14 protein-coding genes are annotated in these 25,008 nt (G+C 63.8%); 11 read left to right on the plus strand and 3 right to left on the minus strand.

Annotation, left to right across the window (positions count from 1 at the left end):
* The first annotated feature begins 109 nt into the window (after positions 1-109).
* Positions 110-1,444, plus strand: coding sequence for an argininosuccinate synthase (gene argG / locus M3I53_RS05310; protein WP_069263475.1), 1,335 nt, complete (start codon positions 110-112; stop codon positions 1,442-1,444).
* A gap of 254 nt (positions 1,445-1,698) precedes the next feature.
* On the opposite strand, the gene M3I53_RS05315 is transcribed toward argG, so the two are convergent.
* A complete protein-coding gene (locus M3I53_RS05315) occupies positions 1,699-3,042 on the minus strand; it encodes a replication initiation protein (RefSeq protein WP_254314930.1) in 1,344 nt (447 codons plus the stop codon).
* Positions 3,043-4,433: 1,391 nt separating this feature from the next.
* Here M3I53_RS05315 and M3I53_RS05320 point away from each other — a divergent pair.
* The 6 genes from M3I53_RS05320 to M3I53_RS05345 all read left to right on the plus strand — a co-directional run bounded on the left by M3I53_RS05320 (position 4,434) and on the right by M3I53_RS05345 (position 15,659).
* Positions 4,434-5,642 (plus strand): AAA family ATPase, encoded by a 1,209-nt coding sequence (locus M3I53_RS05320; protein ID WP_254314931.1) that lies wholly within the window; start codon positions 4,434-4,436, stop codon positions 5,640-5,642.
* Positions 5,639-6,637 (plus strand): ParB/RepB/Spo0J family partition protein, encoded by a 999-nt coding sequence (locus tag M3I53_RS05325; protein ID WP_375542472.1) that lies wholly within the window; start codon positions 5,639-5,641, stop codon positions 6,635-6,637. The genes M3I53_RS05320 and M3I53_RS05325 overlap by 4 nt, the downstream gene beginning before the upstream one ends.
* A 2,619-nt stretch (positions 6,638-9,256) precedes the next feature.
* Positions 9,257-10,507, plus strand: a complete 1,251-nt coding sequence (locus M3I53_RS05330; RefSeq protein WP_254314934.1) for a DNA repair exonuclease — start codon at positions 9,257-9,259, stop codon at positions 10,505-10,507.
* Between the two features lie 3 nt (positions 10,508-10,510).
* Positions 10,511-13,981, plus strand: a complete 3,471-nt coding sequence (locus tag M3I53_RS05335; protein WP_254314935.1) for a YhaN family protein — start codon at positions 10,511-10,513, stop codon at positions 13,979-13,981.
* Between the two features lie 234 nt (positions 13,982-14,215).
* Complete coding sequence (locus M3I53_RS05340) at positions 14,216-14,728, plus strand: H-NS histone family protein (RefSeq protein ID WP_254314936.1); 513 nt, start codon at positions 14,216-14,218, stop codon at positions 14,726-14,728.
* 133 nt (positions 14,729-14,861) lie between these two features.
* A complete protein-coding gene (locus M3I53_RS05345; RefSeq protein ID WP_254314937.1) occupies positions 14,862-15,659 on the plus strand; it encodes a sulfite exporter TauE/SafE family protein in 798 nt (265 codons plus the stop codon).
* Between the two features lie 12 nt (positions 15,660-15,671).
* Here M3I53_RS05345 and M3I53_RS05350 read toward each other — a convergent pair whose 3' ends face one another.
* Positions 15,672-16,997, minus strand: coding sequence for an MFS transporter (locus tag M3I53_RS05350; RefSeq protein ID WP_254315103.1), 1,326 nt, complete (start codon positions 16,995-16,997; stop codon positions 15,672-15,674).
* A 303-nt stretch (positions 16,998-17,300) separates the two neighbouring features.
* Positions 17,301-18,710 (minus strand): diguanylate cyclase domain-containing protein, encoded by a 1,410-nt coding sequence (locus M3I53_RS05355; RefSeq protein ID WP_254314938.1) that lies wholly within the window; start codon positions 18,708-18,710, stop codon positions 17,301-17,303.
* A 267-nt stretch (positions 18,711-18,977) separates the two neighbouring features.
* Between M3I53_RS05355 and hflK (M3I53_RS05360) the strand changes: the two genes are divergently transcribed.
* The 4 genes from hflK (M3I53_RS05360) (at position 18,978) to M3I53_RS05375 (ending at position 24,999) form a co-directional block, all read left to right on the plus strand.
* Positions 18,978-20,864 carry a protease modulator HflK gene (gene hflK, locus M3I53_RS05360; protein WP_254314939.1) on the plus strand — a complete coding sequence of 629 codons (1,887 nt, stop codon included), beginning with the start codon at positions 18,978-18,980 and terminating at the stop codon, positions 20,862-20,864.
* A 129-nt stretch (positions 20,865-20,993) separates the two neighbouring features.
* Positions 20,994-21,977: a protease modulator HflC gene (gene hflC / locus M3I53_RS05365; protein ID WP_254314940.1), complete on the plus strand. Its 984-nt coding sequence runs from the start codon at positions 20,994-20,996 to the stop codon at positions 21,975-21,977.
* A complete protein-coding gene (gene hflK, locus M3I53_RS05370) occupies positions 21,974-23,008 on the plus strand; it encodes a protease modulator HflK (protein WP_254314941.1) in 1,035 nt (344 codons plus the stop codon). The genes hflC and hflK (M3I53_RS05370) overlap by 4 nt, the downstream gene beginning before the upstream one ends.
* A complete protein-coding gene (locus tag M3I53_RS05375; protein WP_254314942.1) occupies positions 23,005-24,999 on the plus strand; it encodes a cation-translocating P-type ATPase in 1,995 nt (664 codons plus the stop codon). The genes hflK (M3I53_RS05370) and M3I53_RS05375 overlap by 4 nt, the downstream gene beginning before the upstream one ends.
* Positions 25,000-25,008: the final 9 nt, after the last annotated feature.

Here is a 25,008-nt window from a genome sequence, read left to right on the forward strand (position 1 = left end):
GGGCCTGCGGCCCTCCCCGCCAGGCTTGCCGAAAGGCCGGGGATACAACATACTTGACGATTCGACCGAATTCCTTCCGCATCCTCGTTCTACCGGGTTCTTTCTCATCATGAGCACAATTCTTGAAAGCCTTCCGACCGGCCAAAAGGTCGGTATCGCCTTCTCCGGCGGCCTCGACACCAGCGCCGCGCTGCACTGGATGAAGCTCAAGGGCGCCGTGCCTTACGCCTATACGGCGAACCTGGGCCAGCCCGACGAAGACGACTACGATTCGATCCCGCGCCGCGCGACCGAATACGGCGCCGCCGGTGCACGCCTGATAGACTGCCGCGCGCAGCTCGTGGCGGAAGGCATCGCCGCCCTGCAATGCGGCGCATTCCACATCTCGACGGCCGGCGTCACGTACTTCAATACGACCCCGATCGGCCGCGCTGTGACGGGCACGATGCTCGTGGCGGCGATGAAGGAAGACGGCGTCAACATCTGGGGCGACGGTTCGACCTACAAGGGCAACGACATCGAGCGCTTCTACCGCTATGGCCTGCTCGTCAACCCGGACCTGAAGATCTACAAGCCGTGGCTCGATCAGCAGTTCATCGACGAACTGGGCGGCCGCTCGGAAATGTCGGAGTTCATGCGCCAGTCGGGCTTCGAATACAAGATGTCGGCCGAGAAGGCCTATTCGACGGACTCGAATCTGCTCGGCGCAACGCACGAAGCGAAGGACCTCGAAAGCCTGGAAAGCGGCATCAAGATCGTGAACCCGATCATGGGCGTGGCGTTCTGGCGCGACGACGTCAAGATCGACCGCGAAGAAGTGACGATCCGCTTCGAGGAAGGCCAGCCGGTCGCGCTGAACGGCCAGACGTTCCCGAACGCCGTGGAACTGCTGCTCGAAGCGAACCGCATCGGCGGCCGTCACGGTCTGGGCATGAGCGACCAGATCGAAAACCGCATCATCGAGGCGAAGAGCCGGGGCATCTACGAAGCCCCGGGTCTGGCGCTGCTTCACATCGCGTATGAGCGCCTCGTGACGGGCATCCACAACGAAGACACCATCGAGCAGTACCGCGAGAACGGCCGCCGCCTGGGCCGCCTGCTGTACCAGGGCCGCTGGTTCGACCCGCAAGCCATCATGCTGCGTGAAACGGCCCAGCACTGGGTGGCGCGCGCCATCACCGGCGAAGTGAAGATCGAACTGCGTCGTGGCAACGACTATTCGATCCTCAGCACGAAGTCGGACAACCTCACGTATCAGCCGGAGCGTCTGTCGATGGAGAAGGTCGCCTCGACGTTCTCGCCGCGCGACCGTATCGGCCAGCTGACGATGCGCAACCTCGACATCACCGACACGCGCGAGAAGCTGCGTGTGTACTCGAAGGTCGGTCTGCTCGCGCCGGGGGCGGCTTATACGCTGCCGCAACTGAACGACGAGAAGAAGTAAGGCGTCGTCGCTTTGTGAAGAAGGGGAAGGCACCGGGCCTTCCCTTTTTTTATGTCTGCGAGGGTTTGAATCTGGCGTTTGAGTTACCCACAGATTTTGTTGGCAAGCTTGTGGAGAACGCCTGGGACGCGGGCCCTAACTCCTTGATCGGCTGGAAGTTTTCAGCTGCGTGAGCGCCGGAGGCAGTGACGGACTGCGAGGCCAGGCCGCAATACGCCCACCGACATATCAGCCGTCTAGCGTATTGAAGACGCTCACTGCACGGCAAGCTGCTTCATCTTCCCGTAGACGAATTGCCCGAAGTACCACGACAGATCGGAGTGGTTGAGGATGTTGCTGTCTGAGAGCGCCCCCGCCTCGAGCTTCAGGCGGCGCAGCATGAGCTTGCCGGCCTGCGAGGCGATGTAGAGGCGCACCAGCTCCTTGCGGGTCTTCTCGTCGGCCGATTCGAAGTGCTCGCGACCTTGCTTGACCTCCTCGTTGCGCTGCGAGCGCGCCTCTTCGTCGCGCGCCGCGATGCTCTGCTTCACCGCCGTGGTCGCGACCGTCCTGGCGGTCTCCTGAGCCGTCGCAGCCACGGCCAGCTCGCCCTGGATCGCCACCATCTTGCGCTCGGCCTCCGAGACCTGCCAGTTGTGGCTCAACGCCTTCATCAGATAGCCCGCAGGGCTCTTGGTCACCTTGCCCTGGTTGAGCCGGAAACGCGTGTATTCGATGGCCTGCTGGATGCGCTCGTCAGTCCAGCTCATGCGATGCTCTGCGATCACGTCGAACTGCTTGTTGGAGAGGCCGAACTCCTCCTTGAGCGTGAGCAGCAGGTCGTGCGCATCGGGCTGCCGCGAGAGAAGCGCGGCGACCGTGTCCTTGCGCTTCATCCGGAAGCGGATCTTGTTGATTTTGCGAGAGGTTTCCGAGTCGGCCCGGGTTTCGTAGCTGAGGTCGATGTCCGATAGCTCGTTGATCTGGCGCACCGCCGGATCGAGATACTTGGGCCGGAAATGCTTGAACTCCGACGCGCTCGTACCTAGTTTGCCGGGCCAGCGCCGCATGACGTCGAGCTCGATCCAGTCGGTCAAACCGGCCGCCACGAACGGCAGCACATAATCGTAGATGGCGCGCGCGTAGGTTTGCGAGAACGACGCCGTGATGCACAGATTCAGCCAGTGATGCTTGTCGGGCCCGGTGATGTGGCGCAGCATGAGCGGCGGAATGCGAAACTGGATGCGCCCCTTGCCGATCTTGACGCTGCCCATCAGCTGCTCGGAAATCCACTGGTCGTCTTCGCTGGGTGCGCGCTCGGGAGGCGTGTCGGTCACTTCGATCAGCACGCGCTGCGCTTCCTTGATGACGCTCTGCAAATGGCGCACGTTGCGGCTCTCATAGCGCATGAGCCACTTGAAGTAGTTCAGGTCGACGTCGTAGACATCGCGCGGCGCGGGTTCCTGGGCGGCAATGAAATAGGCGGCGTCGATGAAACGGCGCGAAGACAGCCCAAGCCCATTGATGGCGACGAACACGTTGTTGCGCTGAAAACCGATCTCGCGCGTGCTTTCATTGATCGGCTGGCCAGACATCTCCTCAAAGAGACCCAGCGACATCTGCAGTGTTGTAGTCCTTCGGCCGCTCTCCTCCGACATACGCACGCTCTCCCCGTCGACATTGGCGGGCACTCTATCACTACTCAAACACAAGTCAACACAATAAACGTTACCTCAAACAGCCGCGCAATTCGGCTCTCGCACAAAAAACGTACCTGATCGCACAAATATCTCTACAGCGACAGCACATAAAACGGCACCTGGCCGCACATAAAACGGTGCAGTGCGCACATAGAACGGTGCTTTTACAGGGCAAGCGTTTGAAAAGAAAGAAAACACTTGCGCACGTTAGTTGGTTGGTGGGTTTTTATCTTTAAGTAAACAAACAAACCGCCTGCAAAAAGAGATACTCAACGCAAAATTTGTCGTGTTGTGTCTCCTGATGCAGTCAGAGAAATCCAGGTGGGGTAGCTTCAAAGCCCCGCGCGCAAAGGCTTCCAGCAGGGGGGCAACTGGAGGCGATTTGCCTTTGGTCCGCCGGAAACGGTGGAAGGGTAACGATTTCTGTGCAGCTCCAGTGGCTTTTGGAAGAGGTTTATGTGCAGAACGTCTTTTGACGAGCCGCGACCGGGTTGAATCCGGCAAAGGTGACCGTCGACGTTATCCAGGAGTGACTTCTCGACGGGAGGAACGGAAGGCAACGGAATTTGTGCACGCGCGAGCGACGCCGTGATAGCAACGTTTTTTGTGCACATTCCGGATCCCGGGCGACAGGTAACGCTTATTGTGTGGTCACGACGCGGTGGTTTTGTCGTTTGGCGGCGGGACGAGGTAACGGAATTTGTGCAGCGTTGGCGCTGAGGTACGTCCTCCGGGAATTCAAGCGCCTCGAAACAGCGAAATGCCAGCCCTACCGGTGCGGAGGGGAAATCAGGTAACGGTTTTTGTGCCGTGTGGTGGCGGGGGCCGGTGCAGCAAGGCTTTCACTGCGCGTGCGGTAACGGTTTATGTGCAGTTGTGGCTGGCCCGGCTGGGCAGCAGAAATCTGGAAGCACAAAAATCGTTACCTGACCGCTAGATCGGGGAGCGGCGGCGGATCATGCGATCGAATTGCACAAAAACCGTGACTGTGCGGGGGCATGCGAGCGATGAAGCTTGCGCGAAAAGAACCGCAGCGGGATGCGCACAAAAACCGCGACCGGCGTGGAGGCAACGAAGTGCTCTGGCCCCGACGTTTTGAACCAAAATTAGGCAGACAGGAGAGAAAGGGTCTATCGCGGCCGTGGTGACGTTGCCGGTTTCGCGGGTACTTTCCCCTTAGGAACGTCCCACGAGGGCAATAGAGACCGTTTTGAAGGGCCATTTTTTTTCATATCGCCCTCAATTAGTGTGTTTTCATACGCTTTTGCTGTATTCTACGCTTTATCCAAATTCTGATAAAAAGCGTATTAATGGCGAAAACTATCGAATTGCCGTCGATCGATCGACGTGTGGATCTTTCCGCGATCACTGAATTTGCCGAAGAGGCCGGTCGGCTATCGGAAGAGCTTCGGGAGATGATGCTGGCGCCCCGACCCCGAAAGATGGCGCCCACCTTCACGTCCGCTCAGGTCGCAGAGATGTGCGGCATTGATCGCATCAAATTGAACAACCTGCTTGCCACCCGCGAAGGTCTCCCGCAAGGCGTGGCGCAGGGGTCCGGGCGTAGCCGGGTCTTCACCTTGCCCGAAGCGCGAACCTGGGTCCAGCAGGTTTCCGATATTTATCAGACACCGCTCCACACCGGCGTGCGCGACGCCGACGGCAAGGTGATCCTGGTTGCCAACTTCAAGGGCGGCTCGACGAAGACGACCACGACCATGTGTCTCGCTCAAGGCCTGACCTTGCGTGGCCGCAAGGTTCTGCTGATCGACCTGGATCCGCAAGCGTCGCTCACGGAACTTTGCGGTCTGTATGCCGAAAAGGAAGTGACTGAGGATAGCACGGTCCTGCCGTTCATCTACGACCCGCATATGGAAGGCGGTCTGCTGAACTTTGTGCAGGAAACCTACTGGGACGGGCTTGACGTTATTCCCGCGCACCCCACGCTGTTTTCCGCGGAGTTCCATATTCCCGGTACCGTGATCAAGAACCCGGGATTCAAGTTCTGGGATCTGCTTCGCCAGGGAGTGGAGGTGCTGCGCAAGCAATACGACTACATCATTCTGGATACGGCGCCGTCGCTGTCCTATCTCACGATCAACGCGCTCATGGCCGCCGACGCAATGGTCATGCCGCTCGTGCCCGAAAGTCTGGACTTCATCAGTTCGGTCTCGTTCTGGAGCCTGTTTTCAGACCTGGCGCACACGATCATGGAACGCGGCGACGAGAAGACGTACGACTTCGTTTCCGTTCTGCTTTCGAAGGTCGACTACGGCAAGACGTCGTCAGCACCGGTCGTGCGCTCATGGGTGCAGCGGACTTACAAGGACTGGGTGAACGCGCTCGAGGTGCCGGCCAGCTCCGCAATGAGTAACGGCGCACTCGCCATGGCTACCGTGTTCGACATCAGCAAGGGAGACCTCGCTGACAAAACAGTGGCGCGCGTGCGTCAGCCGCTAACTGATTACGTACAGTGGATCGACGATCTTTACGTAGAAAAATGGAGGGCCGGCAAGTGAGTTCATTCCGCGACAAGATGGCGGCGAAGACCCGTGAACTCGGTTCGTCGTCGGAGCGGCCAGCCACAGAGCGGCCGGCAGCCGTCGCTCCGGCCGAGCCGGCGCGACGCAGCAGCGCGTTCAAGACCGGGCCCGGCATGCTCGGCGCGTTGGCGGTGGCGCAGCAGCGCATCCAGGAACTGGAGAACACGAGCGACAAGCTCATGCTTCCGGTGAACGCGATTCAGCCGAACCCGTGGCAGCCGCGCAAGATCTTCAGCGACGAGGGCCTTGCGTCGCTGGCTGAATCGATCCGCGAAGTCGGGCTTATCGAGCCGGTCGTTGTTCGTCGTGCGGAGAACGGCTATCAGCTGATCGCTGGCGAGCGACGTCTTCGTGCGCACGCCCTGATTCAGGCGCAGGACATTCGTGCCTCCGTGATCGAGTGCTCCGATCAGGACATGGCAGTTCTCGCGCTCGTGGAAAACGTCGGCCGCGAAGACCTCACCGACTACGAGATCGGGCAGTCGCTGCGCCGCGCCGAACGAGAGTTTCCAACTCGCAAGCGTATGGCCGAGGCGTTGGGGATGTCGCGCAAAGGTCTGTACCGCTTTTTGGCCTTTGAGAATCTGCCGGATTTCATCCGACGCGATCTTGATCTGAATCCGCGACTGCTCGGCGGGTCGGCCGCTGACGAGGTTGTTTCGGCAATCAAGAAGTTCGGCTCGGCGGGTCTTTCGGCAGCGCGCCAGTTGTGGCCGGCGGTGGTCGAGCGGACGCTGGATCAAGGCAAGCTGGCTGCGGCGATTGGAGCGCAAGCCAGTCGAGGGGAGTCGACCGAAAGCGTATCGGAGCGCAGCATCGAGAAGATCTTTTCGGGCAAGAGCCACGCCGGCAGCATTACGAAGGACACGAACAGCTTTACGGTGAAGCTCAAGACTGGCGTGTTGTCGGATGCCCAGGAAACGCAAATTCGGGAGCTGATTAGTCAGCTGTTCAATGTGAAACCCGGCTGATTGGGCCGTGAGATTGTTGATGGAGATGGGAGCCCGCTTCGGCGGGCTTTTTCTTTTTGCGGGGTTAGGTCGTGTGTCGAGTTGACACACAGTTGCCCGTCGCATGAGAGGCGTTGGTGGGCGGGCGAGCGTGTGTCGAGTCGACACACGAGCAAGGTGAGTCGTGGCCGGGAGCGCGGGCTGTGAGGATGCTGTGGGTGCCTCGCGGATTCCAGTAGTAGTCAGCACGGGGAGGGTTGGTTGCCGGGCCAGCATATCAAGGCAGTCGACGCGGCTCGTGTGTCGACTCGACACACGAGCGAGCAGGCGTGCCGAAAGACGATACAAATAGCCGCCTCGATTACTCCGTCGGCGACGCCCAACGGGCTGCCGTCGGCGCGAGGCGCGCTCGAAAACCGGGTGGCGGCGGTCGTCAATTTCACTTGTTTGGGGTTAGGCGCTGTGTCGAGTCGACACACACGGACCGCGGCTCCGAACGGCGGTAGCCATGGGACGCACGACAACTAGCATTGGGGGTGAGGTCATCTCCGCAGCGAGGCATGGTGCTTTGTGTGGAGCGAGAGGGCGAACCGTCGCTTGTCCCATTCGCGTGCTGACTCCCGCCGCCCAAAGCAGTGTGTCGAGTCGACACAGACGGACTGTGGCTCCGAACCGCGGGAGTCATGGGAACACGACAATGAGCATGAGGGTGAGGTTTCGTCTCCGCACTCATCGTTCAGTGTGTAAGAGCGAGAGGGTGTCCCTCGCCTGTTCGCTCGGAGACTGACTTCCCGCCCGGAGCAGTGTGTCGAGTCGACACACTGCCACTGCCTCCTCTCCGTCGCCGCCGGGGGGGATTGCGACCCGGGACACGCGCGACAGCAGCAGAACGAAAACAATGAGGTGATCTGCCCGGCAACACACATTGTGCGGTGTGCGGGATTCATGGCGGATTTGTGGGCCGAGGCAGTGTGTCGAGTCGACACACAGTCGTTGGCTCTCAGCAGTTGTGGCCTCACGGACTGTGACGCGTGAAAAGGCAACCGCTCGTGTGGACGTCTCTGGCGGTGCTGGCTGCCTCGGTGCAATTCGCGTCGGCAGCGTGTGCGTCCTATCGAGCGTGTCTGCGTGTCGACTCGTCACGTCGCCGGCGTATCTCAACTATCTGGGGCTTCAAATAGCGGTTACCTCCCTGTCACCGGAAGACGAGGATGCCCCTCCGCTGCTCTGGCCGAAATCAAGCCTCTTCGAAGAATTGGAGGAGCGCTATGTTCGGTATCGCTTCCTGAGAGCATGTGCTGCCGCCAATGGGCGGGCGCATTACATGTCCAGCGATCTGCATCGTACGATGGACCTGCCACACCTCTGACTTGCAGTTGCTGGTGCATGTGCCCCAACTGGGACATTACGCCCGCTCTCGGTTTGCCCCCAGGAGCCCGCGCAGACAGTCTTCGCAGGTGGCCGGGAGCCATGGCTTTGCCACATCGCTGATCTTGATTTTTCCCCGACACATTCTCGGGTGGTGAGCGCGCTTCGGTCTACGCGGCACACGAATGTGACGCTACGCTCATGCCCGATCAGTGCATGAGCGTAGCGGCCCCCCAAACGGACGGCTTGATAGTGGCCGGCCGCGCCATGTGCTCGCGTAAGTCGCTTGCGCCTTACGCTGAGATTCCAGCCTGGTTGTCTCCGGCACAGGCGAGGCAGCGCCGCTCAGTCCTTCTCACTTGACCCCTCCTTTCGGGACGACCGGCGGGGCAGCGGCGGCAGAACTGATGGCCCGTAAGTCTGAGGTGAGCCCGTTGTGCGCGGTGTGTGGGACTCTTGGTATCGTGCGCCATGTCGGTTGGCGCCTATGAACGAACTGAACCAGGTCAGCACAGCAACGCGAGGACTAGGCGGGGGGACGAACGATCACGGAAGAAATCCCGCTATTTGCCCCGCAGATTGGCGCCATAAATGCAACTAACTGATGACGCGGATCCGATGGGGACGAAGCAACCAATGTGGGGCCGCTCGCGTCAGTGCTGCGACTGCCCCCGAGCAAACAAAGTAGCGATCGACGCGTCTCCATCGAGAAATAGAGGAGACGAGTGGAGCACCCAGAACCGCACATCGACCCCGACGCGAACAGAACCACATCGTAGAAACTATCGTCACACCGGGTCAATCCGCCCTCAGAACGCGATCCCAAGGGCGTGAAACAATTAACCCACAACCAATAAATCGCCGAAAGCCTTATGCGACGGGCGTTCTATGCCTGAAACAATCCAAATTCTACTTCTTGTTTCACGGCGGTAACGACATTACGACCCCGAAACACAGCCAGAATGAGTGCCTAGGAGCCAGAACCCGCTTCGCCAGCATCCATCGTACATTTCAATACGTATTTTGTAGTTTTCAATTTTTGCGCCGGAGTGACGCGCGAAGCCGCGCTTCACCCCTCGACGTACGACGGTACCCGTATCCCACCCATGCGCGTCGATTAAAATTGGGCCCCGTTGCAGAACACTAGACAGGGCTCCGGTCCGGCTCGTGGTCACGCTCAAATCGCCAGCGCCCATCATGTGCTGCTCGCGCGAGAAAGCAGCAGTCACCCTTTCTCCATTCAGCGCCCGTAAACACCATACAGGAAACGTCGTGAAGTTCATCCACGCGGCAGATCTACACCTCGACAGCCCGCTTCATGGCCTGAGCGCATACCCCGATGCGCCGGTCGCCCAATTGCGCAACGCCACGCGCGAGGCGCTGCGCCTGCTCGTCGATCGCGCCATCGACGAAGAGGTCGCGTTCGTCGTCCTCGCCGGCGATCTCTACGACGGCGACTGGAAGGACCACAACACCGGTGTCTTCTTCGGCCAGCAGATGGGACGTCTGCGCAAGGCTGGCATTCGCGTCTTCGCGTTGTGGGGCAATCACGACGCAGAAAGCGAAATGACCAGGAAGCTCACATTGCCGGACAACGTGACGGTGTTCAGTCATCGCAAGGCTGAAACTCACGCGCTGCACGACATCAAGGTGGCGCTGCACGGACAGAGCTTCAAGGACAAAGCCGTGGTGGAAAATCTCGCCGTGGGTTACCCGTCGCCGGTTTCCGGTTATTACAACATCGGTGTGCTCCACACCGCGCTCGAAGGCTATGCCGCGCATGCGACTTACGCGCCATGCACGCGTGCCGAATTGCACGCGAAGGGTTACGACTACTGGGCGCTAGGTCACGTCCACGAGTTCCAGCAGTGGGCGGAAGAGTCGACGATCGTATTCCCGGGCAATCTGCAGGGCCGGCACATCCGCGAAACGGGGCGCCGGGGCGCCGTGCTCGTGAGCGTCGAGGGCTGCCGCACGGAGGTCGAACGTCTCTACCTCGATGTGCTGCGCTGGGAGTCGGTGGGCGTCGACGCGAGCGACTGCGAAAGCGTCGCGGATCTGTCGCGCAAGATTGGCGCCGCGCTCGAAGCGCTGCTATCCGTCGACGCGCATGTGCCGCGCGCGGTGCGCGTGACGGTGACGGGCAAGTCGCCGGCACATGGACTCTTTTTCGGGCGCGCCGCGCAATTGCGCGCTGAAGTGCTCAATCAGGTCGGCATTATCGGCAATGACACGCTGTGGCTGGAAAAGGTCAAGCTCGAAACGAGCGCGGCCGATACGGCTGCCGCACAGAACGAGCAGATCGAAGCGCTCGCCGATCTCAAACTGCTACTCGAAGCCGCCACGCAAGACGCCGAATTTCTCGCGCTGCTCGAACGCGATTTGCGCGCCTTCGTCGGCAAGGTGCGCAGCGAAGTGAAAGAAGACGCGCCACTGCTCGAATTCGCCCGCGAGGGCAAACTCGCAGCGCTGGTGGAGCAGGTCGGCCCCGCGCTGCTTGCGCGCCTTTCCACGGGAGAATGACCAGTGCGTCTCAAGCAACTCGATTTGATCAAATACGGAAAATTCACTGATACGACCCTGCCGTTTCCCCACGCCGCGCACGATTTCCACGTCATCGTCGGGCCGAACGAAGCGGGCAAGTCCACAGTGCGCACCGCTGTGTCGGAGTTGTTGTTTGGCATGCGGCTGCAAACGCCGCTCGATTTTCTCCATAACACGCCGGAATTGCGCATTGGCGGCGTGCTGGAAAACGACGCGGCCGAGCGACGATTTCATCGCGCGCGCGGCCGGAACTCGCTGCGCACCCCGCAAGACGACAAACTACCCGAGGACTTTCTCGCCGCATTTCTCGACGGCACGAGCAAGGAGTTCTTCGAGCAGATGTTCGGCCTCGATCATGCGCGGCTCGTTGAAGGGGGGCGCAGCATTCTTGACGCATCGGACAAGCTCGGCCAGGTGTTGTTCGAATCGGCGGTGGGTGTGGGGCGCCTCGGGCCCGTGCGCGAGGAACTCGAAAGTCGCGCGGCCGAACTTTGGGCTCCGCGACGCAGCGGCAGTGCGTACGCACAAGCGGAAACGTCGTTCGCCGAGGCAACGAGCGAACTGAAGGCCGCGCAGGTGCGCACGCGCGATTGGGTCGAGAAGAAGGACGCGCTCGAAGCAGTCGAACAGGCTATTGAGCGTTTGCGCGCCGAACAGCGCAGTTTCGAATCGCAGCGCTCGAAGCTCGAACGCGTGCGCCGTCTCGCTCCCTGTATAGAAGAGCTTTCGCTCAAGCAAAACGAGTTGGCCGCATTGGGCGAGGTCATCGATCTACCGCCCACCGCCTACGCCGATCTGTTGAAGGCGCAAGCCGACATCGCCGCCGAGCGTAAAGTGCAGGAAGCGTGGCAGGCCGATCTTGCAGGTAAAGAAGCGTCACGTGATGCGATCGAGCCCGATCGCGCGGCACTTGCGCTCGCCGCCGAAATCGACGCACTCGACACGCTGCGCGGCGAATGCGTCAATCATCCGCGTGAATTGCTGGTGCGTGAAACTGAGATCCGCAACTATCTCGATGCCGCATTCGCCGCTGCGGCCCAGCTTGGCTGGCCGGGTGACGAAGCCGCATTGCGTGCGGCGTTGCCCGGCGCGCTCGCGCTGAAGACGGTGACCAACCTGCTGCGCGATCACGGTCTTCGCGAGCAGGCGCTCACGACGGCGCGCGAGGCGCATGACGAACAGACGCGCAAGCTCGCACAATTGCAGCAGCAGCTTGTGCGCCTGCCCGGTATCGACGTGCCGCGTGCGTTGCACGCCGCGCTCGACGATGCGCGCGAATTCCGCAACAGTGTGACGAAGGAAAATGCGCTCGAGCGCGAACTGGCGGATGCGCAGCGCACGGTCGAAGAAAAGCGCCAACTGCTCGGTCGATGGAGCAAGCCGGTGCAAGCACTGCGCGCGCTCGACCTGCCATCGGCCACGCGCCTGGCCGCACTGCAAAAGGAAGAAAGCGAGCGCACGAGCGCGGTGGCCGCAGCGCGAGAAGCGGTCACGGCCGCACAAGAAGAGATCGAGCGTTTCGAATTGCAGGAGACGCATTTCACGCAGGGCAACAAGGTTGTCACGACCGCAGAAGTGCAGGCTGCGCGCACACGCCGCGACAGCGCGTGGGACGAAGTCAAGGCGGCGCGCGTCAGTCTCGCGGATGGTGCGCCCGCCGTGGACGACGCGATGCGCCTGGCCGACGAGCTGGTCGATGCACAGCTCGGCACTTCGCAGGCGGCGGCCACATTGCAGAACTTGCGTCAGCAAGTCGAGACGGCGCGCGCGAACGCGCAGCGCAAGCTTGCAGCGTTGAGCGAACGCGAGCGCGAACTCAAGGCCTTTCGCAATAGCTGGACGCAATCTGCAATCGACGCGCAACTGCCTGGCATGCCGCTTGCGGACATGGGCGCGTGGCTCGCGAATCGCGAAGCGGCGCTCAACGCACAGAGCGAAAGCGACCGCCGCGCGAGCGAGTTCGAAGCGCGTCGCGCGGCGCGCATTGCCGCGCATGCGGCGCTGCTGGAAGCCTTGCGGCCGGTCGCACAGGCAAATGAAGACGATGCGCTGACGACGTTGATTGGCATGGCGGAAACCGTCGTGCAATCGGCCCAGAAGAGCGCCGTGCAGCGCGAAGGTCTCGAAACGCAGATTCGCGACGCCGAACGCGCGAGCGAAGCCGCGCAATCGCGCTTGAAGATTGAACAGGACGCCTACGCAAAGTGGCAGACGCAATGGCGTGAGGCGCTCGCGCAAGCCAATCTCGGCGCACGCGCGGCGACGCTCGCAGCAGCGGAAGGCGCCATCGAACTCGCCAATGCCATTGCTGCCGCTTTTTCGGATGCCGAAGTACCCCGTAACCGCATTCGTGCGATCTGCACGCAATTGACGATTCTGGCAGCCGACGCGCGACGCCTCGCCGAGGCGCTCGCGCCCGAATGGCCCGCGTCGGGCGACGGCATCGACGTGGCGCGTCAGCTCGCGGCGCGGCTCGCCACCGCGCGCGAAACGGCGAAATCCCTCGCTCAGGCCGATGCCGACGTGCAGGTTGCCCGTATGCGCGTGGCCGACGCAGCAGCGGCGGTGGCGGGCGCACAGGCGCGCATCGAGCCCATTCTGAAGCTCGCGGGCGTGAACGAGATCGACGCGGCATTGCCGCTCGCCGAGCGTTCCGACGTGCGCCGCGCGCTGTCGAAGGCGATCTCGGCGGCGCGGGACACGCTCGTGCGCGAAGGCGACGGACTTGCGCAGGAGGCCATCGAGGCGGAGATCGCTGAGCAGCACATCACCGAGGTGCCCGCGCTGCTCGCAACCGTAAACCAGAAACGCGAAGCGGGCGACCGTGCGCTGAGCGAGTGCCTGCAGCAACAGGTCAGCGCAAAGCAAGCGTTCGACGCGATCAACGGCCAGGCCAATGCCGCGCTCGCCGAAGCGAAACGCCAGGAAGCCCTGAGCGCCATGGGCGACGCCGCGGAGCAATATCTCGAAGCCGCGACCGCAAGCCGCCTGCTCAAATGGGCAACGGATCGTTATCGCGACCAGAAGCAGGGGCCGATGCTGCGTCGCGCGGGTGAAATATTCAGTGGACTCACGCTCGGTGATTTCGCGAGGCTCGTGGTGGACAACGAACGCAATCCGCCCGCGTTGCATGCGCGCCGCAGCGACGGCAAAACCGTGGAAGTGAGTGGAATGAGTGAAGGCACGCGCGATCAGCTTTTTCTCGCGCTGCGCATCGCGGCCCTCGAATTGCAGCTGGTGAGCAAGGCGGCGCTCCCTTTCGTGGCCGACGATCTCTTCATCAATTTCGACGACGAGCGAGCAAAGGCCGGTTTCGCGGCATTACGGAATCTCTCCGCGAAAACCCAGGTGTTGTTTCTCACGCACCACGATCACCTTTTGCCCATGATCCGCGAGATTTTTGGCGCGCGGGTCAACATTGTCGAATTGCAGCGTACGCCTGTCCTCGCGTAGCGGTGCGAATGTTTTCTCAATGGAAATTCATGGAGACTTTGTTTGCGGAACGATCAATAGTCCGATCAGGAAACATGTTTTCCACTACAAAACATTCGTTTAAATTTGCCACCATGCGTGATTTGACTTCATAATCACCCTGTCTTTCGCGACGCCCCGGCCGACAAGATCGCAATTCGATCGGCCAGTGATGGTTGAAGGGTGTCCGTAAAAACCGTGAATAAGGAGGTGTGAATGGTCACCCTGGATGCAATTCAATCGAAGATCGCAAAGCTGCAAAAGCAGGCCGAATCGATCGTGGAAAAACAAGCGTCGGTCGGTCTCACGAAAATTCGCGATCTGATGGCCAGACACGGCCTGAGCGTGGCCGACATCGACCGCTTCGTCGGCAAGAAACGCGGCCGCAAGCCTGGCAAAGGCGTCAAAGCCGCAGGTCCAAAGCGCACCGTTGCGGCCAAATATGCCGATCCGAAAACGGGCGCCACGTGGACCGGCCGCGGCCGTGCGCCGGCATGGATTCGCGACGTGAAAGACCGTTCGAAATTCCTGATCGACGGCAGCGCGGCAAAGACCGCTAGCAACGCCGCGCGCAAACCGCGCGCCAATGCCGCCGCGGTGAAAAAGACCGCGGCGAAGCGCGCTAAGGCCGCGCCCGCGAAGAAAGCGGCACCCGCAAAGCGGGCGGGGCGTAAAACGGCAGGCCGTCGAGCCGGCGCGAAGTCGGCACAAGCCGCAGCGGCTGCTTAATAAAGTCGCTGAAAAAAGCGCATAAGCGAAATTCGCTTGCGAACCGGTGGCCGCGCCGGCGTTTCGACGCCCGCGGCCACTTTCACATGAGCGGCGCGAAACGACGCGCGCCCATTGCCCCGAAATGTCACCGATGTCCGGCCTTTCTTTTTCCTCGGGTCTTCTCGCGCCCCATCTGCAATCGCTCGACGTACTTCAATTGCTCGGCATTGCGATTGCGCTCGTGCTGGGTGGCATGGTGAAGGGCGTGACGGGCATCGGCGTGCCGCTAGTGGCCATGCCCATCGTCACGTATTTTTTGCCGGTCAAGGAAGCGGTGCTGCTGCTGTCCATGCCGATCATTCTCGGCAATATTCCGCAGGCGCTGGAGGGGGGCGAAATGCTATCCACCGTGCGCAATATCGCGGCGCCGTTAATTGGCACCGTGATCGGCAATGTGATTGGGGTTTCCGTCCTGATCGCGCTGGAGCCGCATCACGCCCAGGCGGCCTCGGGCGTCGCGTTGATCGTGGCGGCGTTGCTGTTGCTCGTCTCGCCGCGTTTCAAACTCGCGCCTGCACTCGCGCGGCCAGTGGGTTTCGCGCTCGGCTTTGGGGCCGCGCTCATGGAGAGCATTGCCGCCGTGCCGGGCCCGTTGCTCGCCATGTATCTGATCGCGTCGGGCGCCACGGGCCGCGCCTTTACGAAACAGATCGCGATCATTCTCGTCGTTTCGGTCATCACGCTCATCACGACGTTCAGCCACGGCGCGCACGCCAATCTCGTCGATCTCGCGATTTCGGCGGCGGCCAGCGTGCCCGCCATCGCGGGCATGCTGCTCATTCGACCGTTGCGCGACAGAATGCATCCGCTCGCGTTTCGCGTGGTCGTGCTCGTGTGCGTGCTGGCCGCAGCCGTACAGATGATCGTCAAATCGCACGTCCTGTTTTGACGATCACCTGACTCAATGGCTGATCGCTTCTAGAGAGAGCCCGCGCGTCACCGGCCCAAGCAGAATCATCACGATGCCCACGACCATCGAAGCGCCAATGAACACGGCGACACCAGGCACACCGTAATGATGGAGCAGGATGCCGATGGCGAGCCCCGCGAACGCGGCGGCAATGCGGCTCCACGAATACACGAAGCCGACGGCGCGGGCGCGGATACGCGTAGGGTAAAGCTCGGCCTGATAACCGTGATAGGCGTAGGACATCACGTTCGAGGCGAGCGTGAACAGCACGCCCAGTACGATCAGCACCCACGGCTGCGTGGCTTGCGCAAATAGCGTAATCACGATCGCCATGATGAGGAGGCCGCCGACGATCTGCGTCTTGCGCTCCAGCTTGTCGGCGAACCACACGCCAATCAGCGGTCCGAACGGATTGGCGATGGCAATCACAAAGGCGTACGCAAGACTTTGCGTGATATGGACGCCACGGGCGATAAGCAGCGTCGGCACCCATGCGGCGAAGCCGTAAAAGCCGATCACCTGCGCCATGTTGAAAATCGACAGGATCACCGTGCGCCGCGAATACGGCGCACGCAATATTTCGCCAAGCGAGCCGCGCCCGGCCTTTTCAAGCGAGATCGTCCCGAGCGGCGGCAAAGCCGTGCCCGTTTCGGCGGCGACGCGCCGCTCGATGTCGGCAACGATGCGTTCCGCTTCGTCCTCACGGCCATTGCGCGCGAGCCAGCGCGGGCTTTCGGGAATGCTGCGGCGCAGGAACCATACCACCACCGCGCCCACCGAGCCGATCAGGATCACCACGCGCCAGTAGTCGAGGCCAATAGGATGCGAGTCCTTGAGGATATAGGCGAGAAACGCGACTACGGGCACCACGCTGAACGTGATGAACTGGTTGACCGCATAGGCGCGGCCGCGCTCCCCGCTCGGGATCAACTCGGAAATGTACGTGTCGATGGTCACGAGCTCGATGCCAATGCCGATGCCGGCAATGAAGCGCCAGATATTGAGCGCCTGGCCGCTCGTCTGAAACGCCATGATCGCCGTGCAGACGATGTACCAGATCAGCGACCACGTGAAGATCATGCGCCGCCCGAACCGGTCGGCGACCTGGCCAAACGCGAGCGCACCGACCCAAAGCCCCGCGAAGGTCGAGAACACGAAGGTGCCGAAGCCGGCCACCTTGAGCGGCCCGAGTGCGGAAAAGAAGCCGAGAGATTCCGGCGTGAAAAGACCCGAGTGCACCATGCCGGGCGCGACATAGCCCGTGAAGAAGAGGTCGTAAAACTCGAATACACCGCCGAGCGACAGCAGAATCACCATCGACCAGACTGTGCGCGACGGCGGCAGCCGGTCGAAGCGGGCGGCAATTTCCGCCGATTTTTCAATGGACATCCCGATTCCTCATTACATTTTGAAAGCGTGTGGGGACAAAATGTGCATGCATCGATGTATTTGCATGGGTTGCGCGCGACGTATGCAAATGCCGATACAAGCCATAGCACGCACTTTATTGATGCATTGACATGGAAGCACCTGGTTGAAACCCAAATGCGTTGCGCTTATGGCAATGCCGCGCTTCGCAATGCCGCTCATGCAATGCGAACGGCAACGAATCGGCAGGGGTTACGCGATGCTCGCGCCTGTGTGGCTCACGCGGTTGCGGCCGGCGTGCTTGGCCGCATACAACGCGGCATCGGCGGCTTCGATCAGCGCATTGGGGGACGACGCAACGATCGCGTCGCGGGTGGCGCAGCCCGCGCTCACCGTGACGAGGCCGCCGGCGGCGGGAGAGGGAATGCCCAGTTGCTCGACGGCAGCGCGTGCGCCTTCGGCGAGCGCCGCGGCTTCATCTGCCCCGGTATCGGGCAGGACGAGCGCGAATTCTTCGCCGCCATAGCGCGCGACGAAGCCGCCCGGCGCGTGCGGCGCGCTCGCAAGCGTTGCGGCGAGCGCACCCGCTACCGCGCCGAGGCAGGCGTCGCCGTGGAGATGGCCGAAGGCGTCGTTGTAGGGCTTGAAGTGATCGACATCGAGCATCACGAGCGAGAGCGGCTGGCCGCTACGCGCGGCGCGCTCGAAGGCCTGGTGGAACTGCTCGTCGAAATAGCTGCGATTGTAGACACGCGTGAGCGCATCGCGCGCGGAGGCGCGGATCAGCGTGGCGTGGTCTTGGGCGAGCTGGCGATAGAGCGCCGTCACTTCCCATACGAGCACGCACACGAGCACGCCTGGCGCGAACATGCTGAACACGCGCGCGACATACCAGCCCACCGTGAAGCGCTCGATGCTGAGCGTATTGAGCGCGGCGTCGACGAGGGAGGCGAGCAGCGCCACCACGATCCACAGATCGAGCACGAGGCGCAGCCGTCCCTTGAGCAGCACGAGCGCGATGGCGATCAGGTTGAGCGCGCAAATCACGAGGCCCGCGAGATTGTTCGCGATGGCCGAGGCCGGCGAGAGAGCCGCCGTCGGCACAGCGCTCGCAACGTCGCGAAACGGCGATGCGAGATCGACGTGCGTGACGAGTACGCCGAGCAGGGCGGCGACCGCCGCCGGGCCCGCGATGAGCAGCCAGCCGCGCGCGTCGAGACGTTCGCGGGCAAACGGCGGGGCGGGCAGGCGCTTTCTCACCAGTTCGGCCACGATGACGAGCGCGGGAAAGCCTGCGTGCCAGAACACCCACATCCATGCGGCGCTATGCGGCAGCGCGCCGAGCAGCCCCGTGCGCCCGAACACGCCAGGAAACATCAACAGCTGCAGCGCGACGGTAATGGCCGTGAACGCGTAGGCGCCGCCCAGCGCGGCGAGCATGGCCACGCGCGTAGCCGCGAAACGCGCGCCCAGCAGGAACGCCGCGATGCTCGACGTGGTGAACACCGTGAGCGCGCACATCGGCATGAACGGGGCGATGCCGGGCAGCGCGTCGCGGGCATGCGGCGCCGCGAGCGCGAGCGTGAGGAGAATCGCAAACGCGCATACGCTGGCGAAGAGCGCCTGCCTGCGCGTTGCCGGACCGATCAGCAAGCCGTCCATATGATGACTTTTGGGTTGGTGCTCAGCTCGAGAATTGTGATCGTGGCGTGACAGCGCGAGTGGCCGCCCGCGTCCGGAAAGCAGACTCAATTGACTGAAGGTATTGTGCTCCGAATCGGCTAAATAGTGGGGCACGGATGAACGAGCCCAGTTATATTGAGTTTCGGTTTTGAGCGCGCTACATTGGGCGCGCGAATTTCGGCGTCGCGCGATCGGTGGTCGTTACGCGCGGGCCTGTTTCATGTAATTTGCATGTAAGGATTGCTGATGATGCATCGCGTATCGCGCGACCACCGCGAAGGCTATGGCTGGCTCGGCGGTCCTGCGGGCCAGACGAGGCTTGGCTGGTCCGCGTTGGGGTTGGCTTGCGTGTTCGGCGCGCTGGCTTTCGTTTTCGCTGTGCCGTTCGATGCGCGCCTGTGCGCCGTGATGTCGAGCGCGTGCCTCAACCTGTTCATCGTCGCCTTCGGCACGCGGCTGTTGGCGGCGCGCGCGCCGGCCGGCGAACCGGTCGCGAAGACTGCGCTGCGCCTCTTGCGCCTCGCGTTCCAGCGCGATTCGGAGGCCGCCGACATGCGCGGCCTGCTGCGGTCGCTTCCGTGGCAACGGTGGATCGCGCCGCTCGCCGCGCTAGTTTCGCTTGCGTTCGCCCTCTCTGCGTGGACGTCCCCTGCTTTTGCGCCAACCGTTTCGCAACGTGAATCCGCGTCTTTTCTCGTCGCGGGAGCCGCTGCGCTCGTCGTCGCTTTCGCTGCGCTCGTGGCCGAGCGCTTTCATGCGCAGCGCGCCGCGCAGTCGCGCGAGTCCGCCGCGCTCGCGGGCCTGATGCGCGTGGTGCTCGTCGCTGCGTTGAGTATGGCGGCATCGGTCGCGGCGCTGGCTTATGCGGGCGAGCCGCTCACGTGGCTCGTGCGTATCGTCGCCCTGCTTTGTGGCGCGATTGCCGTCGAACTCGGTCTGCGTGCGCTGCTCGCTGCGCTGGGAAAGCCCGACGAGGACCGCTTCCTGCATAGCACCATCGCGGGCGTGTTGAGCGTGCAGGCACGTCCGGTCGCCGCACTCAACGCCCAATTGCGTATGCGCTATGGCATCGACCTGCGGCAGAACTGGGCGCTCCAGAGCTTCGTTCGCCTCCTGCCTGGGGCGCTGATGGCCATGGTGGTGGCGGGCTGGCTACTCGGCGGCGTGACGATCCTCGGCCCCGATCAGCGCGCTGTGTACGAGCGCTTCGGCGCACCTGTCGCCGTGTGGCAGCCGGGCTTGCATGTGGGCCTGCCCTGGCCCTTCGGCCGCGCTCGCGTGATCGACAACGGCGCGGTCCATCAACTGATCGTCTCGGGCAGCGCGAACGACAGCAGCCGCGCCGCGCCTGCCGTTTCCGCCGATGGTGACACACCCGCGCAATTGAATCGCCTCTGGGACGTGACGCACCCCTGGGAGACGACTCAGGTGATCGCGGGCACGAGCGGCGCCCAGCAGGCGTTCCAGATCGTGAGCGCCGACGTGCGGCTCGACTATCGCGTCGGCCTCACGGACGCGGCGGCGCGCGCCTCGCTCTATCGCGCCGTCGACATGGACGACACGGTGCGCTCGATCGCGAACCGCGAGGTCGTGCGTTACCTTGCGTCGCGCACGCTGCCGTCGCTGCTCGACACGCCGCAAACGGCCATGGCCGCCGCGTTGCGCAGCGCCGTGCAGCACGAGTTGGACCGCCTTGCGAGCGGCATCGAGGTCGTGGCCGTGGTGATCGAGAGCGTGCATCCGCCCGCGGGCGCGGCCGCCGCATATCACGGCGTGCAGGCCGCGCAGATTCGCGCGCAAGCCAGCGTGGTGCAGGCGCACGGCTTCGCGGCGACTGCGCTCGGGCAAGCGCAGCAGCAGGCGATCGAGACCGTCGCGCTGGGCAGCGCGAACGCGGCGGACACGCTTGCCGCCGCGCGCGCCCAACAGATCGGCTTCGACGCCGATGTGATCGCGCAGCAGCTCGGCGGCCCGGCATTCGGTTTCGAGTATTACCTGCACAGCCTGCAAAAAGGGCTGAAAAACGCGAGCGTGACGGTGATCGACGACCGGCTCGCGAGCGGCAGCCGCGCGACGATCGATCTGCGCACGTTGAGCCCGGCCACCGCGGCTGGCATGAAGAAGGCGTGGTGACCCATTACCCCATAGACAGAGCAAGGTGATTCGAACGTGAGCCTTTTGCATACACACGGCGATGCGCATTCCCATCATCATCATGACCACGGCGCAGGCGGCTCCCGTGGCTCAGTTGGATTGGCGCCCGTGAATCCGCGGCGTTTCGCGCTGCGCGTGGCGTTCGCGCTGTTCTGCGTGGTCGTTGCGCTCATCGTGGCGAGCGTCGTGCAGGTACGCGAGGGCGAGGCTACCGTCGTCACGCGCTTTGGCGACCCCGTGCGCGTGCTGTTGCGGCCCGGCCTCGCGTGGCGCCTGCCCGCGCCCATCGAGGCCGCGGTGCCGGTGGACCTGCGCCTGCACACGACCTCGAGCGCTTTACAGGACGTCGGCACGCGCGATGGTTTGCGCATCATCGTGCAGGCCTATGTGGCCTGGCGCGTGCCCGCCAACGCGAACGACATTGGCCGCTTCGTGCGCGCGGTGCGCAATGAACCCGACGAAGCCGCGCGCCAGATTCGCTCGCTGGTCGGCTCGGCCTTGCAGACCACGTCGGCCGGCTTCGATCTCGCCTCGCTCGTGAACACCGATCCATCGCAGGTCCGCATTGGCGCATTCGAAGAAGCGCTGCGCCGCCAGGTCGATGCGCAGGTGTATGCGGCCTATGGCGTGCACGTCGTGCAGGTCGGGCTCGAACGCCTTACGCTGCCTGCCGTGACGCTGGCAGCGACGGTTGATCGCATGCGCGCCGAGCGCGAGACGGTGGCCGCGCAGCGCACGGCCGAAGGCCTGCGCGAAGCGGCCCAGATCCGCTCGGACGCCGATCGCGACGCGCGCGTGCTGATCGCCGACGCCAATGTGAAAGCCGCCGATATCGAAGCGCAATCGCGCAAGGATGCCGCGGCGATCTACGGCAAGAGCTACGCCGCCGATCCGCAGCTGTATACGATGCTGCGCTCGCTCGACACGCTCGGGACGGTTGTCAACAGCAACACGAACCTGATCCTGCGCACCGACGCCGCGCCGTTCCGCGCGCTCGTGCAGGGGCCGCCCGGGCTCGGCGCGGCCGCGGTGCCGTCGGGGCCGGTCGTTGCGCCCGCAACGAATGCGCACGCACGCGGGCACACGCCATGAGCACGAGCGACAACTTCCCGGCGCTCGGGCCCGGCGCACAGGCGGTGCGTCTGTCGTTCTGGTTTGTGGCGGCGCTGGCCGTGCTGGCCGCGCTCGCGTGGGCCACGTCGAACGTGCGCCGAATTCCCGCCGACAGCAGCGTCGTCGTGATGCGCTTTGGCGCCTACGTGCGCAGCCAGGGCGCGGGGCTGCTCGTCGCGTTGCCGCGGCCATTCGAAACGGTGCTGCTCGTGCCGGGCAGCGAGCGTGTGCTCGAGCGGCGCATCGTCTCGCTCACGCGCGATCCGGGTGCACCCGCGCAATTGAGCGATGCCAGCGACGCGCTAGCGGGTTCCGGCTACGTGCTCGCGGGCGACAACGGCGTCGTGCAGGTGAGCGCGACGCTGTTCTACCGTGTGAGCGACCCTTACGCGTATGCGTTGCAGCTCGCGCATCTCGACGCCGCGCTCGAGCGCATCGTCTCGGCCGCGCTCGCGCAAACCGCCGCGCAACGCGACCTCGATTCGATCCTCGTCGCGCGTCCGGAGATGGTGGCCGCCGATCAGCAGATGGCCGCGCGCCGCGAGCAATTGCGCGGCGATCTCGCGCGCGCGGTCCAGCGTCAGCTCGACGCGCTGACTGCCGCGCATGCGGGGCTCGGCATCGAGGTCTCGCGCATGGATCTGCAAGCGTCGTTTCCGGCCTCGGCTGTCGATGCGTTCAACGCGGTGCTGACTTCGCTGCAGAACGCCGAGCGCGATGTCGCTCAGGCGCGCACGCTTGCGGAAAAGACGCGGCAGCACGCGCAGCAGAGCGCCGACCGCATCGTGCAGGACGCGCAAGCCAGCGCGGCGGAGCGCGTGGCGACGGCGCAGTCGGAAACCTCGACGATCGCGCAGCTCGAAGCGGCGCTCGGCGCGAACCACGACCCGGGGCTGCTCGCGCGTGCGTATCGGGACCGCGTGCAGGCGGTGCTCGCCCACGCCGCGCGCGTGACGACGCTCGACCCCAACGACGCATCGAGCCTCGTGGTGCCGGGACGCGCGCCATGACCATGCCATACGAAACGCCGACGAGTCAGCGCGCACCCGGCGCCGCACAGGAAACCGGATCCGCGCACGCACACGGCCACGAGCGCGATGGTCACGAAGGGCACGAAGGCCGCGCAGGGCCATCCGTCGCGACGCTCGTCATGTCGGACGCCGAGCGCCGCGCCATCACTCGCCACACGTTGCTCGCGCTGTTCGCGGGCGCATTGCTGCTGCTCTCGCTCGCGTGGCCGCATCTGGCGAGCGGCGACGCCACGCTCGCGCAAGTGCTGGCGGCGGTCGCCTCGCTCGTGGTCGCGCCGCCCGTGTTCGCGGGCGCGTGGCGCAGCCTCAGGACGCCGAGTCTGCACGGGGTGACCGACCGCCTCATCGCGCTCGCCATGCTGGGCGCATGGGCCGTGGGCGACATGACGACGGCCGCGCTCCTGCCGATCGTGATGACCTTCGGCCACGCGCTTGAAGAGCGCAGCGTGCTCGGCTCGCAGGAAGCAATCCGCGCGCTGGGCCGCCTCACTGCCGGCGACGTGCGGCGCGTGAGCGCCGCGGGCGCGATCGAGACCGTGCCCTATGACGCGCTGCGTCCCGGCGACGTCGTCGATGTGCTGCCCGGCTCGCGCGTGCCCGCGGACGGCATCGTGCGGCACGGCCGCTCGGCCATCGACAACGGGCCGATCACGGGCGAATCGTTGCCGCAGGACGCGGGCGAGGGCGCGCGCGTCTTCGGCGGCGCAATGAATCTGGACGGCCCGCTGCGCGTAGAGATCACGCACGTCGGCAAGGCCTCGACGCTCGGCAAGGTCGTCGAGTTGATGCAGCGCGCCGAAGCCGCGAAGCCGCCCATCACGCAGGCGCTCGAACGCTATATGGACGCCTACCTCGCGCTCGTGCTGCTGATCGCGGCGATCGTGTGGTTCGTGAGCGCGAACGCCTCGGCCATGCTCGCGGTGATCGTCGCCGCGTGCCCATGCGCGCTCGTGCTGGCAGCGCCTTCAACCGCGATCGCCGGCATCGCGGCGGGCGCGCGGCGCGGGATCCTGTTCAGGAATGCTGCCTTTATCGACGCGCTGGCGGAAATCGATACGCTCGTCATCGACAAGACAGGCACGCTCACGCACGGCGAGTTGCGCGTGACGACGGTGATGCTGCAGCCGGGCGCCGACGAAGCCAGTACGCTGGCGCTGGCCGTGCAGCTCGCCCAGGTGAGCGCACATCCGGTGTGTCGCGCGCTGTTGCGCTACGGCGCGCCGGGAATACAGCACACCGAGCCGCCCCCGCACTCACGCGAACTGCGCGGACTCGGCGTGCTCGCGACGATGCCGGAAGGCGAGGCGGTGCTGGGCCGCCATGATCTGCTGGAACAATACGTGAGCGCGATGCCGCCCACGCCCGCGCAACTGGACGGCCCATGCGCAGGCATCGCGCTCAATGGCCGCCTGCTGGCGTGGTTCGGTTTTGCCGACACGGTGCGCGCGGAAGCCCGCGAAGCGTTGGACGGGCTGCGTGCGCTCGGCATCGAGCGTGCGACGCTGCTCACGGGCGACCGCGAGCGCGTGGCGCGCCGCGTGGCCGCCGAAGTGGGCATCGACACCGTGGTGGCGCATGCGCTGCCGCACGACAAGCTCGACTATGTGCTGGGCGAGATCGGCGCGGGGCACCGCCCGATGGTGGTCGGCGACGGTCTGAACGACGTGCTCGCGATCAAGGCCGGCGCGACCAGCGTGGCGATGGGCGAGCGCGGCATCGATATCGCCGTCGCCGCCGCCGACATCGTGCTGCTCGCCGACGACCTGCGCCGCGTGCCGGACAGCGTGCGCCTCGGGCGGCGCTGCCGGCGCATCGCGACGGCGAATGCAGCGATCGGGCTGGCGTGGACGGTGGCCGTCCTCACGCTCGCGGCGCTGGGTGTGCTGAGCGCCGTGGCGAGCGCGGTGCTGCACAACGTGGGCACGTTCGTGGTGATCGCGAACGCGGGGCGTCTCCTGCGCGACGAATGACGAACGCCG

It is taken from the genome of Paraburkholderia sp. CNPSo 3272, assembly GCF_024206495.1.
Lineage (GTDB): Bacteria > Pseudomonadota > Gammaproteobacteria > Burkholderiales > Burkholderiaceae > Paraburkholderia.

Coding starts and splice junctions, on each gene's coding strand:
- M3I53_RS05320 (WP_254314931.1), top strand. CDS start 4,434: ATGGCGAAAACTATCGAATTGCCGTCGATCGATCGACGTGTGGATCTT.
- M3I53_RS05340 (WP_254314936.1), top strand. CDS start 14,216: ATGGTCACCCTGGATGCAATTCAATCGAAGATCGCAAAGCTGCAAAAG.
- M3I53_RS05315 (WP_254314930.1), bottom strand. CDS start 3,042: ATGTCGCTGGGTCTCTTTGAGGAGATGTCTGGCCAGCCGATCAATGAA.
- M3I53_RS05375 (WP_254314942.1), top strand. CDS start 23,005: ATGACCATGCCATACGAAACGCCGACGAGTCAGCGCGCACCCGGCGCC.
- hflK (WP_254314939.1), top strand. CDS start 18,978: ATGATGCATCGCGTATCGCGCGACCACCGCGAAGGCTATGGCTGGCTC.
- M3I53_RS05345 (WP_254314937.1), top strand. CDS start 14,862: ATGTCCGGCCTTTCTTTTTCCTCGGGTCTTCTCGCGCCCCATCTGCAA.
- M3I53_RS05350 (WP_254315103.1), bottom strand. CDS start 16,997: ATGGTGATTCTGCTGTCGCTCGGCGGTGTATTCGAGTTTTACGACCTC.
- M3I53_RS05355 (WP_254314938.1), bottom strand. CDS start 18,710: ATGGACGGCTTGCTGATCGGTCCGGCAACGCGCAGGCAGGCGCTCTTC.
- argG (WP_069263475.1), top strand. CDS start 110: ATGAGCACAATTCTTGAAAGCCTTCCGACCGGCCAAAAGGTCGGTATC.
- hflK (WP_254314941.1), top strand. CDS start 21,974: ATGAGCACGAGCGACAACTTCCCGGCGCTCGGGCCCGGCGCACAGGCG.